At 43.1% G+C, this 15,468-nt stretch carries 14 protein-coding genes; 12 read left to right on the top strand and 2 right to left on the bottom strand.

What is annotated here, in order from left to right; genetic code table 11:
* Positions 1 to 85: 85 nt before the first annotated feature.
* A complete protein-coding gene (locus tag IGJ01_RS14365) occupies positions 86 to 874 on the bottom strand; it encodes a PHP domain-containing protein (RefSeq protein WP_430601211.1) in 789 nt (262 codons plus the stop codon).
* Positions 875 to 1,006: 132 nt separating this feature from the next.
* Between IGJ01_RS14365 and IGJ01_RS14360 the strand changes: the two genes are divergently transcribed.
* From IGJ01_RS14360 to IGJ01_RS14335, 6 genes are all read left to right on the top strand, one after another.
* Entirely contained in the window at positions 1,007 to 1,873 is an 867-nt protein-coding gene (locus IGJ01_RS14360; RefSeq protein WP_301389587.1) for an AraC family transcriptional regulator, read from the top strand.
* Positions 1,874 to 2,108: 235 nt separating this feature from the next.
* Positions 2,109 to 3,182, top strand: coding sequence for a Gfo/Idh/MocA family protein (locus tag IGJ01_RS14355; RefSeq protein WP_005228203.1), 1,074 nt, complete (start codon positions 2,109 to 2,111; stop codon positions 3,180 to 3,182).
* Between the two features lie 30 nt (positions 3,183 to 3,212).
* Entirely contained in the window at positions 3,213 to 3,965 is a 753-nt protein-coding gene (locus IGJ01_RS14350; protein WP_430601210.1) for a sugar phosphate isomerase/epimerase family protein, read from the top strand.
* Positions 3,962 to 4,681 carry a ThuA domain-containing protein gene (locus IGJ01_RS14345; RefSeq protein WP_430601209.1) on the top strand — a complete coding sequence of 240 codons (720 nt, stop codon included), beginning with the start codon at positions 3,962 to 3,964 and terminating at the stop codon, positions 4,679 to 4,681. The genes IGJ01_RS14350 and IGJ01_RS14345 overlap by 4 nt, the downstream gene beginning before the upstream one ends.
* Entirely contained in the window at positions 4,678 to 5,646 is a 969-nt protein-coding gene (locus IGJ01_RS14340; protein WP_430601208.1) for a sugar phosphate isomerase/epimerase family protein, read from the top strand. Before IGJ01_RS14345 ends, IGJ01_RS14340 begins: the two co-directional genes overlap by 4 nt.
* Positions 5,647 to 5,670: 24 nt before the next feature.
* Complete coding sequence (locus IGJ01_RS14335) at positions 5,671 to 6,699, top strand: Gfo/Idh/MocA family protein (protein ID WP_060791480.1); 1,029 nt, start codon at positions 5,671 to 5,673, stop codon at positions 6,697 to 6,699.
* A 78-nt stretch (positions 6,700 to 6,777) separates the two neighbouring features.
* On the opposite strand, the gene IGJ01_RS14330 is transcribed toward IGJ01_RS14335, so the two are convergent.
* Positions 6,778 to 7,686, bottom strand: a complete 909-nt coding sequence (locus IGJ01_RS14330) for an ArsR/SmtB family transcription factor (RefSeq protein WP_008380365.1) — start codon at positions 7,684 to 7,686, stop codon at positions 6,778 to 6,780.
* A 246-nt stretch (positions 7,687 to 7,932) separates the two neighbouring features.
* Here IGJ01_RS14330 and IGJ01_RS14325 point away from each other — a divergent pair, with 246 nt between their 5' ends.
* The 6 genes from IGJ01_RS14325 (at position 7,933) to IGJ01_RS14300 (ending at position 15,431) form a co-directional block, all read left to right on the top strand.
* The gene (locus tag IGJ01_RS14325) at positions 7,933 to 9,174 is read left to right on the top strand and encodes an extracellular solute-binding protein (RefSeq protein ID WP_061053285.1); all 1,242 of its coding nucleotides are present in this window, start codon (positions 7,933 to 7,935) and stop codon (positions 9,172 to 9,174) included.
* A gap of 155 nt (positions 9,175 to 9,329) precedes the next feature.
* Positions 9,330 to 10,205: a carbohydrate ABC transporter permease gene (locus IGJ01_RS14320; protein WP_016612866.1), complete on the top strand. Its 876-nt coding sequence runs from the start codon at positions 9,330 to 9,332 to the stop codon at positions 10,203 to 10,205.
* Positions 10,206 to 10,216: 11 nt separating this feature from the next.
* The gene (locus IGJ01_RS14315) at positions 10,217 to 11,050 is read left to right on the top strand and encodes a carbohydrate ABC transporter permease (RefSeq protein WP_042890647.1); all 834 of its coding nucleotides are present in this window, start codon (positions 10,217 to 10,219) and stop codon (positions 11,048 to 11,050) included.
* An 18-nt stretch (positions 11,051 to 11,068) separates the two neighbouring features.
* The gene (locus IGJ01_RS14310; RefSeq protein ID WP_430601207.1) at positions 11,069 to 12,862 is read left to right on the top strand and encodes a glycoside hydrolase family 2 protein; all 1,794 of its coding nucleotides are present in this window, start codon (positions 11,069 to 11,071) and stop codon (positions 12,860 to 12,862) included.
* Between the two features lie 30 nt (positions 12,863 to 12,892).
* A complete protein-coding gene (locus IGJ01_RS14305) occupies positions 12,893 to 14,299 on the top strand; it encodes a glycoside hydrolase family 43 protein (RefSeq protein WP_244732435.1) in 1,407 nt (468 codons plus the stop codon).
* Positions 14,300 to 14,504: 205 nt separating this feature from the next.
* Complete coding sequence (locus IGJ01_RS14300; protein ID WP_430601206.1) at positions 14,505 to 15,431, top strand: alpha/beta fold hydrolase; 927 nt, start codon at positions 14,505 to 14,507, stop codon at positions 15,429 to 15,431.
* Positions 15,432 to 15,468 lie beyond the last annotated feature (37 nt).

Genomic DNA, 15,468 nt, shown 5'->3' with positions numbered 1-15,468 from the left:
ATGAAAAAACGGCGTATCCTTTTAGGGTTCGCCGTTTTTGGTTCATTTATTGAAAATGTGTTGTAGAGTGCATTCAAAGGTGACGCTATTTAGCAGGCAGATCCGCCATAAACCGTTCACTACCTTGAAAGACCGCTAATTGATTGACACCAAAGGAACGCAGTAGTTCGCTCATCGCTGCAAAATCTAACCGATAGTCACTGGCTTTATGGGCATCAGAGCCGAGGGTGAACAATTTACCCCCGACACTTTGATACAGCGGGATAGCATATTGATAAAGGTGGGCATTTTGATAGGGGCCAAAGCTCTTCGCGTTGATTTCCATCGCTAAGTCACGGGCAACGATTTTTTTGAAGATCGTCGTTAACTCTGTTTCAAAATGGGCGGCCAATTCCTCAGCTGTAAATTGGAAACGACGCAAGCCATAATCAAAGTGGGTCACGATGTGCCCGTCAGAAAACGAGTCCAACACGTGGGCCATTTGGTCAAAGTATTGTTTGGCGACTGCAAATTTGTCCTTCGTCAACACGGCATCGTCCATATAATCAAAGGTACCGTTTTGATGGATACTGATCAATTTCAAGTCATAAGGATGGCTTTCAAGATAGCGCAAGATTTCTTGTTCTTGACCAGGCACGACACCAATCTCGATGCCTTTTAAGAGTTTCGTCGCTGTGGTCTCTTGCAGCTTCTGGTGGGTATTTACTAGTAATTCATAGTCAGGAATATCATCACGGAATCCCGAATAGGGGTTCTTCAAATCGAAATGATCTGTCGCAACGAAGTAGGCAGGCTGGTAAGCTAGATAATTCTCAAACTGTTCATCTGAATCAAAAGACAAAAATGTATGCAGATGTTGATCATAATAATTCATAAACAAGACTCCTTTTCTTGAATACGATACCACAAAAAAGCAGAAGAAACTATGATTGGCTGAGAAAAGGTTTTCTCTTGGGCAATTTTTCGCTTATAATAAATAAGAATAGAGCGAAGGAGTCGGTCAGCCATGAGTATGTATCTTGAAATTCCTGAATTTGAAAGTGAATTTCGTTTTCGAACGTTTCTAAATGATGGTTTGACCATCGTTTATCCCCATGTCCATAAAGAAATCGAGATCATTTACGCTAAGCGCGGCACGGTGAATATTGGTGTTGACGATACGATTATTGAGTTGAAAGAAGGGGATCTATATCTTTTTTCCAGCGGGCAGCCCCACTACTTTCTTGCATCACCTGAGAGTGAACGCTATGTCTATCAATTTGATATGCAGCTTTTTGAAGAGCCGCTGCTGCGAGAAAATGAAGTATCCTTGATGACACTCTTTGAAGAAGGGGAGCCCCACAGCAAAAATTGGCCAGCGAGTTTTACGGAAAAAATAACAGGTCTCTTGATCGAGTTGTATCAGTTGGAAGAGGAAAATGTTGTTGGGAAGCGTTATTTGACTCTCGGGCTGCTTTACCAGTTGATCGGGGAGTGCTATCAAAGCTTGCCAAAGCGCAAACGAGCCGTCAATCCACTAAAACGAACGGCCGCACAATACAAAGAAACCTTGCAGCGTCTGAATGATGTCTTTGAGTACATCGAATCCCATTACCAAGAAGTCTTGACGATGGAGGACACCGCAAGACATGTAGGGTTTAGTCCCCATTATTTCACGCGTTTCTTTAAAACCAATACTGGCAAGACCTTCATGCAGTTTTTGACGGAATACCGCATCAATCAAGCCAAATTTATCTTGGCAAATGAAAAGATCCCGATGGCAGAAGTCGCTGAAAAAGCAGGCTTTGCCAGTGTCAAAACATTTCATCATGTCTTTAAGGAAGCTGTTGGTCAATCACCGTTGCAGTACCAGAAACAATTGAATCAAAATTGATAGAAACAGCCGATGAGCCTTTGCTTGTCGACTGTTTTTTTTGTTGATCTGGCACTATTTTTTTCTCGATAGTGTTTTTTTAAGCGCTTTGCATAAATTGTGGAGTGGTTCTTTTTGTTAAAGTTTCATAAGATAATTTTCGGGAATTTTTTCAATGGAAACTGGGAAGAACTGCTTTCGATGTTTCGCTATAATGAGGGGGTAGAAAATAATAAGCGTTTTCAGGAGGAAAGATATGACAGTTAAAGTTGGAATCATTGGGTGCGGTGGGATCGCAAACGGCAAGCACATGCCTGCCTTGTCTCAAGTAGAGGAAGTAGAAATGGTTGCCTTTTGTGATCTGCTGGTTGAACGTGCAGTTGAAGCGAAATCAGCATTTGGGACCGAAGATGCTCAAGTATTCAGCGATTATCAAGAAATGTTGGCACAAGCTGATCTAGATGTGATCCATGTGTGTACACCAAACGCCTCACATGCTGAGTTGACGATTGCTGCACTAGAAGCGGATTGTCATGTCATGTGTGAAAAACCAATGGCAAAAACAGCGGCAGAAGCCAAAGCAATGATCGAAGCAGCCAACCGAACAGGAAAAAAACTCACGATCGGCTACCAAAACCGTTTTAGAAAAGATTCTCGTTATCTTCATGAAGTGTGCGCCGAAGGACAATTAGGAAACATTTATTTTGGGAAAGCTCATGCGATCCGTCGTCGGGCTGTGCCAACTTGGGGTGTTTTCCTTGATGAAGAGGCGCAAGGCGGCGGTCCGTTGATCGATATCGGTACCCACGCATTGGATCTGACCTTATGGATGATGAACAATTACAAACCAAAATTTGTTGTCGGAAAAGCGTATCATGAGTTGTCGCAAACCAAAAATGCCGCAAATGCTTGGGGCCCTTGGGACCCAGAGAAATTCTCAGTAGAAGATTCGGCCTTTGGTTTTGTGGTCATGGAAGATGGCGCAACGATTTTCTTAGAAGCCAGCTGGGCGCTCAACAGCTTGGATGTGAAAGAAGCCAAAACGACACTGATGGGTAGCAAAGCCGGTGCGGATATGAACAACGGTTTGACCATCAATGGGGAAGACCACAGCTTGCTGTATGAAAAAAATATCGAACTTGAAACAGGCGGCGTTGATTTTTATGAAGGAAACGGGGAGACGCCAGAAATTTTAGAAGCACAATCGTGGATCCATGCGATCATCAACGATACCGAACCAGTGGTCAAACCTGAAGAAGCAATGGTCGTGACGGAGATTCTAGAAGCGATCTACAAATCATCGCAAACCGGTGAGCCAGTCTACCTATAAGAACTGCTGGAAGAAAAGGAGCGAGCACAAATGACAAAACCGAAAATCGCTTTACAGCTTTGGAGTATTCAAGAGGACTGCAAGACAAATCTTTTTGATGCGTTGAAAACAGTAAAACAAAACGGCTATGACGGTGTTGAATTTGCCGGTTATCATGGACACAGCGCTGTTCAGATCAAAGAAATGCTGGAGCAGTTGGATTTGGCGGTCGCGGCTTCCCATATCCCGTTTGAAGCATTGCAAGATCGTTTTGAAGAAACCGTCGCTTTTGAAAAAACGATTGGCAATCAACGGATCGTGATTCCGTATGCCAGCCTTGATTCTTTGGAAAAATGGCAAGCCTTTGCTGCGGAGCTGACCCAGATCACCCAAAAATTGCAGGCAGAAGGGCTGACTTGCTACTACCACAACCATGCCCATGAATTTACTGAAGTTGCTGGAAAATCCATGATCGATGAACTGATCAAAGACAATCCGCAACTGCGTTTGGAAGCCGACCTTTACTGGTTAGCCTTTGCACACGTGGCTATTTTACCTTGGCTAAAGGAACGCGAAACGAAGGTCGGCTTGGTTCATATCAAAGATATGCAAGAGCAGCCGCAGGAAAGCACCGAGATCGGCAATGGGATTTTACCAATTAAGTCGTATGTAGAAGCAGCTAAAGCATTAGAACTACCATGGCTGATCGTCGAGCAGGAAGCGTTTCAAAAATTCGCTCCTTTAGAAGCCAGCGGGATTGATTATCTGCAATTAAAAGACATCGTAGAGGAGGTCTACCAATGATCCATGTTACGGTATGGAACGAGTTTCGTCATGAAAAAACGAATGAGACCGTCCAAAAAATGTATCCAGAAGGAATCCATGGTCAAATTGCCAATTTTTTAGCAGAGGATGATTTTCAAGTACGAACGGCGACCCTTGATGAACCAGAACACGGGTTGACGGAGCAAGTATTGGCTGACACGGATGTGTTGGTTTGGTGGGGCCATATGGCGCATGAAGAAGTCGATGATGCTATCGTTGCTCGTGTGCAGCAGCGTGTATGGGAAGGAATGGGACTGATCGTCTTGCATTCTGGCCACTTTTCGAAAATCTTTAAAACGTTGATGGGAACGTCGTGCGATTTGAAATGGCGGGTAGACGATCAGCATGCGCGGATCTGGAATGTTAATCCAAGCCACCCAATCGCTGAAGGAGTCGGCGAATGGATCGAACTAGAGCAAGAGGAAATGTATGGCGAGCACTTTGATATTCCAGCGCCGGATGAATTGATCTTTGTCAGCTGGTTCCCTGGTGGTGAAGTTTTCCGCAGCGGCTGTACATTCCGCCGTGGGAATGGCAAAATCTTCTATTTCCAGCCTGGTCATGAGACATTCCCAAGCTATTACAATCCCAAAGTGCAAAAAGTGATCCAAAATGCGGCTCGCTGGTGTGCACCAACAGAAAATCGTTACCCAACATATGGGCATTTTCAAGCAATTGAGGAGGAAAGAAAATGAAATTAGGTGTTTTTACCCCGTTATTCAATCAACTTAGCTTTGAAGAAATGATCGATGAAGTAGCGAAAAAAGGGCTCCAAACCGTCGAGATCGGTACCGGTGGTTCTCCCGGCAATGCCCACTTAGACATTGACCGTTTACTAGCAAGTGAAGCAGAGCGAAAAGAATACTTAGCGAAATTAGCTGATAAAGGATTGGAAATCTCAGCTTTGAGCTGTCACAACAACCCAATCTCTCCATTAAAAGCAGAAGCGCAAGAAGCCGATGAACTTTTGCGTAAAACCATCAAATTAGCCAGCTTAATGAATGTACCTGTTGTGAATGGATTTTCAGGCGTTTCAGGCGGAAATGCAATAGATACACAAGTCAACTGGCCAGTATTGCCATGGCCGACGGAATACGATGACAATTATAATTATCAATGGGAACAAAAACTGATTCCTTATTGGAAAGGCATCAACACGGAAGCGGAAGCGGCTGGTGTTAAAATCGGGATCGAACTTCATGGCGGCTTTTTGGCACATACCCCTTATACGATGTTGAAACTGCGGGATGCTGCGGGTAAAGCCATCGGCTGTAACTTGGATCCAAGTCATTTATGGTGGCAAGGGATCGACCCAGTGGCAGCGGTCAAAATCTTAGGGGAAGCCGATGCGATCCATCACTTCCATGCCAAAGATACGTATTTGGACCAAGACAATATCAACATGCATGGCTTGACGGACATGCAGCCATATAGCAATGTCAAAACCCGAGCTTGGACCTTCCGTTCAGTCGGGTGCGGCCACAGCTTACAAGTCTGGTCAGATATTATTTCTGCACTTAGAATTTATGGGTATGATTATGTCTTGAGTATTGAGCATGAAGATCCAATCATGTCCATTGATGAAGGACTAAATCGTGCCATCAGCAACTTGAAGACGATTATGATCCGTGAAGAAGCTTCATCCATGTGGTGGGCATAAGAAGAAAACCGAGGAGTGTCAGACATGAGTGCAATCAATTTTGCAGTAATCGGATATGGCGGCATGGGTGCGTACCATGTCCACAATATCTTACCAAATGAAAACGAACGAATCCACATCGTAGGAACTTACGATATCAATGAAGAACGTCAAGCGATCTCACAAGAAAAAGGCCATAAGATCTTTAAAAGCTATGATGAAGTCTTAGCCGATGAGACGATCGAAGCAGTATTGATCGCCACACCTAATGACTTGCATAAAGAGTTATCGATCGCTGCATTGAGAGCAGGCAAACATGTTGTTTGCGAGAAGCCTGTTGCGCTGAATACTGCGGAACTAGATGAGATCGTGGCGGTTGCCCAAGAAACCGGCAATACCTTTATGGTTCACCAAAACCGCCGTTGGGATCCTGATTTTTTACTTGTACGCGAACTGTACCGTAATGGACAGATCGGCGATTTGTTCCAATTAGAATCACGGGTCCAAGGGGCAAACGGCATCCCAGGAGACTGGCGTCATGTGAAAAAACAAGGCGGGGGAATGCTCTTAGACTGGGGCGTTCACTTGCTAGATCAAATGCTATGGCTGATCGACAGCCCAGTGAAAGACGTCAAAGCGGATCTTAGCTTTGTGTTGGGGGAAGAAGTCGATGATGGGTTCTTCGCTTTGATTACCTTTGAAAATGGGGTCAAAGCAATCGTGGAAGTTGGAACCTCCAATTACACGCAATTGCCTCGCTGGTACATCAAAGGAACGGAAGGAACAGCCACCATCACCGATTGGGATCTAAATGGTGAAATGGTTCAGGCAACAGGTCGCGAAGACGTGGCCGCACCAAAACCAGTTCAAGCAGGCGTTGGCTTGACGAAAACGATGGCACCGCCATCGGAATTGGCTGCCAAAGAGATTCCTTTCCCGAAAGCCGAAGCGGATTTCGAACCTTTCTACAAGAATTTTTACAACGTTGTACGCAACGGTGCCGAACCTATCGTTAAAAACGAAGAAGTCCGAGCAGTGATGCAGTTGATTGAACGCATTTTTGCCACAGCGTAAGAGAATAGAAAAAAGCACTAGCTGAGGGAGTGGTCTCTCTTCGCTACGTGCTTTTTTTGTGTAATGGAACGACAACAGTCATTCCGATACGTAAAAATTGAACAATAAATCTTGAGGATAATTTCCCCATCGATCGCCGAAAATGGTCAAACCACCAGCGTTTTCGGCAGTTGCAGGTGCAGCAATTTTAAAGGTGAAAAAGTCACTGTGGTCTAAGTCGATTTCATTCAGGTTGTGATCTGTTAATTTTTCTCCATCGAGGGAAGTATCATAGCGATTGATGCGTAAATGCTTAAGCAATCCATATTGACTGAACTCATCGATCCACCATTGCGGAGTCAGAGAACCTCTGACATCCGAAAAGTTTCCTGGTACGGTGTAGCTACCGATGCAGTGATTGTTTAAGTAAAAGGAAAGATCACTGGGCCAATAGTTATTCGAAATTGGGAACTCTGAAGCGATCTCCATACTGATTTCCAGTAATTCGATTTTTTCACCATTTTTCAAAGGATTTGGGATTTTGTATTCTAAAAAACCGTTATTTAGCCAGATGATACTTGCATCAACACGTTCTTGATCCAGAAAAGATTTTGGATCATCTAAGGCGCCAATCAAGCGGTCTTTGGTCGCCATTCCACAAGAAGGCTCAGCTTTAAAATCGGTGAAGTGGCCGATTTTCACAGATTGGGAGGTTAGATTCATTTCTGGAAACACTTTTGCTGGGAAATTGATATTGATGAAATCAGTTTTTAGAGACAAATATTTTTTCTTCCAGTCTTGCCCCGATCCTTTTTCGGTTTTGATCAACTGAGCTTCTTCGAGTTTACGGATATGTTTGGTCATTAAAGCATTGCTGATTGCTAATTTTTGTCCAATTTCACTGATGCTTTTCTTCTTATCGCCTAATTCTCTTAAAATCGCTAAGCGAGTTTCATTTGCCAGTGCTTCGTAGATCGGTAAAGATGCGTTTGTTAAATCCAATTCCATAGCGATCACCTCGTTATACTAAAATGTTTAATGAAAAGATGGTTTAATTATAACACAACCTTGTGGATTTACAAAATAGTAAAATGATATAATTTTTGGTTATACCTTGTTAAAATAATGTTGACAGCGCTTTATATTTATAGTAACTTTACGGTGTAAACATTATTTGACGATAGTCTAACGATTATGTTTATTGATAATTGGATGTCATTTTACTTTTTAGTTAAATTAAAAGGAGTGTAAAAAATGAAAGTAAGTAAATCTATTGTTTTAGTAGGGACAAGCTTATTATGTACAGTGTTGTTAGCTGCTTGTGGCGGGAGTGGTAGCTCAAGTAATAATTCAGAAATTTTGCTTTGGTCTTCGACGACAGGACCAGACGGTGAAAAAATCAAAAAAACGATTGATCAATACAATGAAACAGACCCAGACTTTAAAGTGAAGTTAGTAAGCATGCAAGGTGATACCTTTACTTCAAAGTTGACGACTGCGGGGAAATCGGGGAAAGGTGTTCCTGATTTGGCTTTGATTGCCTCAGAAGCTTTGCCTACGTACAAACACCAAGACATGCTTGAAACCTGGGATGACATGATCGATGGGACAGAATTGGCACGGGAAAACTACGTTGAAGCTGCTTGGGACACTGGTGTAGTGGATGATAGTCAATATGGGATTCCGGCAACCATGGGTTCGTGGGTGATGTATTACAACCAAGATTTGGTGGATAAATATGTTCCAGGAGCGTTGGATGATGGCGTAGTGACCTATGAAGAAATCAGACAAGCTGGGGAAAAAGCAAAAGCAGATGGTATCTATAGTTTTGGCTATACATGGGGCATGCAGAATTATTCGAATCTCTACCAACAAATGGGTGGGGAATGGCAAGATGCACAAGGAAACATCAATATCGATAATGAGTATTCTTACAATGCCGTTCAAGAGTTTAAGGATCTGTACGATGCCGGCTACATGGTCCCAGATGGTGAAGATGCAAATAAACTTTTTGCAAACCAGCAACTGATTTTTCTTCCAGAAGGAACATGGATGCTAAGTAATATGGAAGAAATCAGTGACTTCACTTGGGGCCAAACATTTACTCCTCAATGGGATGCGGAACATATCATTCAAGGTTCAGGCGTCGATCAGTTTGCAATGTTCAAAACGAACGAGGAACGTTCCGATGAAAAGAAAAGTGGCATGGTCGACTTTCTGACTTGGTTACAAGCAAACCAATTAGAGTGGGTCAAATCAGGTGCAAATCCTACTTCCTTAGCTATGCTAGACAATGAAGAATATGTTGAGATGCCACAATCCTTCTTATTGAAGACAGAAAAAGGACAAGCGGCAATTTCTGTTAACGCAGTTGATGGCTTATCGTATATCTTTGGTGAATATGATAATCGCTCATGGGACATGATCACAGGAAAAGCAGATATTCAAACGACGTTTGGTGAGATCCAAAAAGTTGTAGAAGAAAAGATGAAATAATCTTCTCACATAGAGGCTGTGGCAGAAGGAAGAGCGACCATAAAAAGAATTCAGTCCATTTTTTGATAGGGGAGGAATTCTGATAGGCTTAAAGGGCTGTCACAGTTGTTTCTTGTTGAGAGCTGCACTAGAAATACAAGGAAGGATGGGTATTGATGAAAAAAAGGTTAAATGGCTGGCCAATCGTTTTTATTGGTCCGCATATGCTCCTTTTTCTTTTATTCTTTTTAGTTCCTGCAGTGATTGGGATCTATGTTTCTTTTACTGAATGGGATCTGTTCAGTACACCGATTTTTGTCGGGTTTGATAATTTTCAAACGATTTTGTTTGATCAAGACTCGTTGTATCATACGCAATTTTTTAATGGAATGAAAAATACGCTGTTTTTTGCGGCAATCTCCGTTCCGTTATGTATTGTAATTCCCTTGTTACTAGCGGTTGCATTATCTGCTAAACCAAAAATGATGCGTTTTTTTCAATCGATTCTCTACCTGCCAACATTATTTGCAATCTCTGCCGTCATGATTATTTGGGGGTTCCTTTTGAGCAAATCTTTTGGGCCAATCAAAGAAGTATTCGGTATCGACATCAATTTTGTAGGCACGCAACCATGGGCATGGATCGCTATTTTGATCGTGACGATTTGGTGGACATTAGGTGGGAATCTAATTATTTATGTTGCTGCATTAAATGGCGTCTCTAAAGAGCAGTTAGAAGCAGCAGAATTAGATGGTGCAAATAGTATAACGAAATTTTTCCGTATTTCTTTGCCGAGTATTCGCAACCAGCTTGTTTTTACCACGGTCATGACGACCATCGCTCAGTTTAATATTTATGGTCAGCCACTAATGTTGACGGGTGGCGGACCCAACAATTCTACTCGCGTGTTGATGATGTACATCCAAGAAAATGCTTTTGGTAGTAGTACCTCGGTTGCAGGAATTTCTTCAGCGATGGCTATTTTACTAGGTTTTGTAATCATGGCAGTTTCGATTGTGCAATTTATGGTCATCAAAAAAATGGAAAGATAGGAGGGAAGAAGATGCGAGAAAACAAACTAGGGAAAAGAATTGCCTTTATTTTGCTAGCGATCGTCTGTGTGATTTGGCTCTTTCCTTTGATATGGGCAATTTTTACCTCGTTTAAATCGGAGGCAGAGATTCAAAAGGTTGGGTTCAGTTTGATTCCACAAGATTGGACGCTGGCTAACTTTTTGGGCTTGTTACAAGGCAATGATTCTTCTCCTGTGTTCCGCTGGTTTGTGAATTCAATGATTATTTCAACTTCACATACGCTGTTGGTTATGGTGATCGTCTCGTTTGCAGCCTATGGCTATACACGACTCACCTTTAAGGGGAGAGATTTGATTTTTGCCCTATTGTTAGGAACGATGATGTTTCCCGGGGTGGTCAATTTGATCCCGAATTTTAAAATCGTTGATACGTTAGGTTGGACCAATACATTTCTGGCAGTCATCGTTCCTGGGGCTGCAGGTGTTTATAACATTTTCCTCGTTCGGCAGTTCATTTTAGGGATTCCTAAAGAATTGGATGAATCGGCTGTGATCGATGGGGCCAACGAGTTTCAAATCTTTTATCATATTATCTTACCACTGATCAAACCTGTATTGACGGTGGTTGCGTTATTTAGTTTTACTGGCTCATGGAATGACTTCTTGTGGCCATCGATCGTGATAAACGATATTGATAAATTACCGATTACACCAGGGCTGCAGTTGCTACAAGGGCAATACATGACCTATCCGGGAATTGGAACTGCCGGAGCAATCTTGGCTTTGATCCCTACCTTTTTATTGTATTTGGTGGCGCAAAAAAGCTTTATGGCGTCAATGTCGTTGCAAAGTGGCATAAAATAATTTGTTTTTGGAGGAAATATGAGTAGAGAAGAATACCCGAGACCGCAATTTGAGAGAGAGAATTGGTTAAGCTTAAATGGTGAATGGCAATTTGCCTTTGATGACCAAAATCTTGGTTTAAAAGAAAAGTGGTACACAAATGAAGCAAACTATCCGTACAAGATCAATGTTCCCTTTGTCTATCAAAGTGCATTGAGCGGCATTGATCTTCGAGAAGTGCACGACGTTGTATGGTATTATCGGACCTTCAATGTGCAAGTCCCTGAAAAAAGTCGTGTCCTTTTGCATTTTGGGGCGGTGGACTATGAAGCAGATGTGTTTGTCAATGGCAATCATATGAGAAATCATTGCGGAGGGCATACCTCTTTTGATATAGACATCACGGATGCCTTAGTATCTGGACAAGAGCAAATACTAAGTGTGCGAGCATTTGATCCACATTTTGATGAAAGCATTCCACGGGGGAAACAATTTTGGGAAGAAGAATCAGCAGGAATCTGGTACACAAACTCAACAGGGATCTGGCAGCCAGTCTGGCTTGAAGTAGTTGCCGAAACCCATCTGCAACAGGTGAAATTTACGAGTGATTTTGATGCTGGCGCCGTTAAGATCGATGTAGAACTGAATCAGTTACAGCCACAAGTAGTCTTAGAATATCAAATCTATTTTAAAGGTGCTTTAGTTACTAGCGGAAAGGCAGACTTTATCACTTCTAAGTTGAGTTTTGCGGTTGATATTTTCCAGCAAGAAATTTTTCGGACGAATTTTCACCACGAAGGCTGGTCTTGGACACCTGAAAAACCGCAATTATTTGATGTTGAATTGACTCTTAGGGAAGCGGGGAAGGCCATCGATCAGCTAAAAAGTTATTTTGGTATGCGTAAAATACATACAGAAAACGGTATGATCTACTTAAATAACAAGCCTTACTATCAGAAGCTGGTGCTCGATCAAGGCTATTGGCCGAACGGCTTGTTAACTGCACCAACAGATGAGGACTTTAAACAAGACATCTTATTGGCCAAAGAAATGGGATTTAATGGTTGCCGAAAACACCAAAAAACAGAAGACCCACGCTTTTTATACTGGGCAGATAAATTAGGATTTCTTGTTTGGGGAGAGTGTGCGGCGCCGGCAATCTATACCGATCTTTCGGTAACGCGCTTGATGCAAGAGTGGACAGAAATCATTACTCGGGATTATAGTCATCCTTCGATCGTTACTTGGGTCCCAATCAACGAGAGCTGGGGTGTGCCAAAAATCTCATTTGATCGTCAGCAACAGCATTTTTCTCAAGCGATGTATCACTTTATCCATTCGTTAGACCAGCAACGGTTGGTTATTTCAAATGATGGTTGGGCGATGACGGAGACCGATATTTGTGCGATTCATAATTATGCGCATGGGCAAGAATCTGAGCGGCAAAAATATCTATACTTTAAAGACAGTCTCAGCACGAGAGAAAAATTGGTGAGTCGAGTATCGACCCCCTGGCCGATTTTCGCTGGAGGATTTTCTTATCAGGATCAGCCTATTTTATTGACCGAGTTTGGTGGTATTGGCTTCGATGTTTCGGGGCAACCCGGTTGGGGCTATACCTCAGTGGAAAATCAACAAGATTTCTTGAAGGATTATCAGCGAATCATGGTGGCTGTTTATGACTCTGTCGGACTCTGGGGCTATTGCTACACTCAGTTGACAGATGTCGAACAAGAAATCAATGGGTTACTGACCTATGATCGCCAACCAAAAGTTGATTTGGCAGCAATTAAAGAGATCAATGAGCAGTTTCATCCACCGCAGGTAGAATAAAATGATTGGTAAGGAAAGGGGCGATGTCCGATGGGGAAATCAGCAGCTTGGCTCAGTGGAGTAAGTATCTTGATTGCTGCGCTTATGATAACCGGTTGTAGCGCTGGAACTGATCCAGGGGAAGAAGTGTCCGATTTTACTTCAATTATCGATAATGATGGGGCAGATCCTTGGATCTTGCAAACGGAAGCGTTCTTTTATTATACCAAAACGACTGGGAATAATTTAACGCTTTGGCGTGCTGAAAACCTCTCTCACGTTGCTGCTGGTGAAAAAAAGATCATCTGGGAAATGCCAGCAGAATTTGAAAGTATCTGGGCACCTGAGCTTCATTACTTAGATGATCGCTGGGTGATGTATTTCGCGGCTAATCGTCCTTCAGAAACGCATCGTATGTACGCATTAGTCAATCATCAAAAAGATCCTTACATGGGTGAGTGGCAATTGGAAGAGATCAAAGGGATGGATGATAAATTTGCGATTGATGGAACAGTCTTAGAGATCAATGACAAACGCTATTTCCTTTGGTCGGGCTGGGAAGGGTATGAAAATGTTGCGCAAAATCTTTATTTAGCGGAAATGGCCTCCCCTACGGAAGTGATCGGGGAGAAACGACTTATCTCAGAACCAGAATATGAATGGGAAATGCGGCAAACACCATTGATCAATGAAGCCCCTCAAGTGATGATCAAAGACGAAACAGTCAATTTGGTATACTCTGCCAGTGGAAGCTGGGACAATGATTACGCTCTTGGTCTTATGACCCTAGATGTGGCTGATGATCCGCTAGAAAGAGCGAACTGGCAAAAGGAACCAGCGCCGATTTTCCAACAGACAAACACTGTCTATGGACCTGGTCATAATGGATTTGCCAAATCAAAAGATGGTTCTGAAGACTGGCTGATTTATCATGCTGCTCGGTGGGATCATTCGGGCTGGAACCGTTCGATCCGCTTACAAAAGTTTGGTTGGGATCAAGAGGATAAAATTCTACTGGAAGCTCCTTTTGATGAGTGGCATGTTCAAGCGTTGCCAAAAGCTGAGCCCAATCGACTGCGATTAACTGCTAGCCGTGCTTTGCTGGAGGGCGATTTAGTGCTTGTCGAAGATGAGGCAGCACTCTCTAAGAAAGTCGTCCAAGGCTTTGAATCAACGACTGACAAAATTATCTTTACCCCGCAGATTGAAGAATCAGATGAATTTCTGGTGATTGCCTATGTCAAAACCACTGATTATCTCTCCTTAAATGACCCAATTCAGGTCAAGATTGAAACGAAACAAGCAAGTCATGTGGTGGATGTCTATCCTTCCGAATATTATCAACCGCTACAAGTCCGCATGAAGTTACCGAAAGGATCGCAGGAAATCACCCTTTCGTCTGAGATTGGGGTTGACACGCTAAGTATTGATCGTTTAGAAATCGTCAAATTCCAATAAAGAATAATGAGGAAGTTTTTTTAATCCAAGCGATGGGTGATTATCGTTTGACTCCTGCTACTTTGTCTTTAGACTATGTGGCAGGATTTTTTTATCCTTGAAAATTCCCAACTCCTACCGCCATAGCCTAAAATTCCATGTATAATAAAGAAAACGACCGTTTTATTTGGCGAAGAGAAAAGAAAAAGCAAAAGAGGTGCGAACTATGAGGATGAATCAAGAAAAGCTGACTTCATCAAATGGGAAGGATCAGCTTTTTGTCAAAACGTGGCTGCCAGAAGAACAGCCGAAAGCAGTCGTGCAAATCGTTCACGGAATGATCGAACACATTGAACGTTACCACGAGTTTGCGGAATGTTTGACTACGCAAGGCTATGCGGTGGTCGGTCATGATCACTTAGGGCATGGGCAATCCGTGAAGGAAACACAGGCCTATGGGCATTTTGGTGAAAAAGAGGGCGCCAACTATTTAGTGGCAGATGTGGGAGTGGTCCATCAGTACGCAGCTGCTTGCTACCCAGACCGACCATACTTTATCTTAGGGCATAGTATGGGGTCGCTGGTGTTGCGGAATTATTTGTTTAGTCAGCCACATCCATTGTCAGGAGCGATCATCATGGGCACCACGATGGAAAAAGCCGTGCTGATGCAAGGAGGCAAACTCGTTACGAGCTTGTTGCGGCCGTTTGCCGCTCAGCAATGGCCTTATCACGTAATGGAACAGCTGGTTTTTGGCCAGCACAACCGGCGTTTTCGTCCCAATCGGACCGCCAAGGATTGGTTGACCAGTGATCCGCAACAAGTGGATCGCTACTTGAAGGACCCTTACACGCAATTTCATTTTTCCTTAGCGGCTTACAAGGATCTCTTTATATTGACGCAAGCTGCCAGTGATCCGGATCAACTGCGCAGGATTGATCCAGAATTGCCGCTGCTCTTGATTTCAGGTGCAGATGATCCTGTGGGTCACTATGGCAAAAGCGTCCGCCAATTGGCTCAGCAGCTGAAGCAAAATGCTGACGTGACGATGTATTTGCTTGAGCAGGGACGTCATGAGATTTTGAATGAGCGCAACCGCGAGATCGTTTACAATGAAATTTCTCGCTGGCTGTTTGAAAAAATGCCGAAATGACGAACGTTAAGAAATTGGTAGTCTTTTCTGAAAATTC

Origin of the sequence: Enterococcus sp. AZ089, from assembly GCF_050547225.1 — a bacterium.
In the GTDB taxonomy this organism is placed as follows: domain Bacteria; phylum Bacillota; class Bacilli; order Lactobacillales; family Enterococcaceae; genus Enterococcus_D; species Enterococcus_D entomosocium.
Note: the sequence above shows the minus strand (reverse complement) of the source record. Positions and strands in the feature narration are given on the sequence as shown.